Source organism: Youxingia wuxianensis (assembly GCF_014385085.1).
In the GTDB taxonomy this organism is placed as follows: Bacteria; Bacillota; Clostridia; order Oscillospirales; family Ruminococcaceae; genus Youxingia; species Youxingia wuxianensis.
Map to the genome: position 1 here is coordinate 1 of NZ_JACRTD010000030.1, position 1,015 is coordinate 1,015.

The 1,015-nt window shown below is 38.8% G+C and carries 1 protein-coding gene and 1 pseudogene; both read right to left on the minus strand.

The genetic code is table 11. From position 1 onward, the window contains the following. Positions 1–90: 90 nt before the first annotated feature. Positions 91–249, minus strand: coding sequence for a hypothetical protein (locus H8705_RS13635; protein ID WP_262396323.1), 159 nt, complete (start codon positions 247–249; stop codon positions 91–93). Then, positions 230–1,015: pseudogene (locus H8705_RS13640) on the minus strand (hypothetical protein); the annotation flags it as partial. The gene H8705_RS13635 and the pseudogene H8705_RS13640, both read right to left, overlap by 20 nt.

Genomic DNA, 1,015 nt, shown 5'->3' on the forward strand with positions numbered 1-1,015 from the left:
TTTTTGCATTTTGGGCATATCTTTATAATTTCTCCCAGCTGCAGGTCTGCTTCAAACAATAACTTTCCACAGCGTTTACACCTGTAAGGGCTAATCATTGTTTTCCTTCTCCATCTGTAACACTTCGGGACGTCTAATCATTCCTTCGGTTTCGTCTAAAACAAAGATTGTATCCTCCGGGTAATCGTCAATATTATCTACCTCAAGAATTGAGACTACTTTTGGGCTTTCATTCTTCTTTTTCTTCATAGATATACTCCAATCCAAATTGTTCTGAAAGTTTTTTCAGTATTTCGTGTTGGTAAATCTGATTGTATTGTTCCACCGTGATCTCCCCAGACTTGCGCCTTAAATAGATGTCAGGTTCAATTTCTTTTTCTAGTTTAAAATACTCAGCAAGTATTTTTTGTTTCGTATTAAACCTTTCATCCCATACGAGAGGCTGTCTTAAAATATATGTACCACCTTTGGTTGTCGCCCTGATTTCTGAAAGTTGAGATCTCATCAACACATAAATATCTGCGGGTGAAAAGGTGGTATTTTCCGGGTGATTATGCGTAAGTATTCCACCTTTCATTTTCTTCACCTCTGATCTCGTAAAAGAAACCGATCTGGCCCCTCCATTTTTGATGAAAAGCGTTTCCCCGTTTGGCCCATATATAATTGCAGTCTCATTCTTTCTTTTAACCAGACGTTTTTCATCATTTTTTATGTTTGAGTAACGCTCTTCTAATTTGATTATATCATTGTTTTTATTTAGGTCAACATGGCCTTTATACCATTCCTGATATGTCATGTCTTTTACCCTGGCGCTTTTCCCGTTTTCATTCCTTGCCATACGGGTTCTCTTGGACTCCTTCAGGCTGGGGATATATACTGCTGTAGTTGTCCGGCAGTTTGGGTGGAAAATCGGAAAATTAATACCCGATATTACGCTCTTCGCATCATATGCCCGCCGCTGATACTCATTATCTCCTTTTACATATTTCTGTGGCACATCTCCCCCTTTTGTCAC

Excerpts from the sequence above, each read along its gene's own strand:
- H8705_RS13635 (WP_262396323.1), bottom strand. The coding sequence starts at position 249 with ATGAAGAAAAAGAAGAATGAAAGCCCAAAAGTAGTCTCAATTCTTGAG.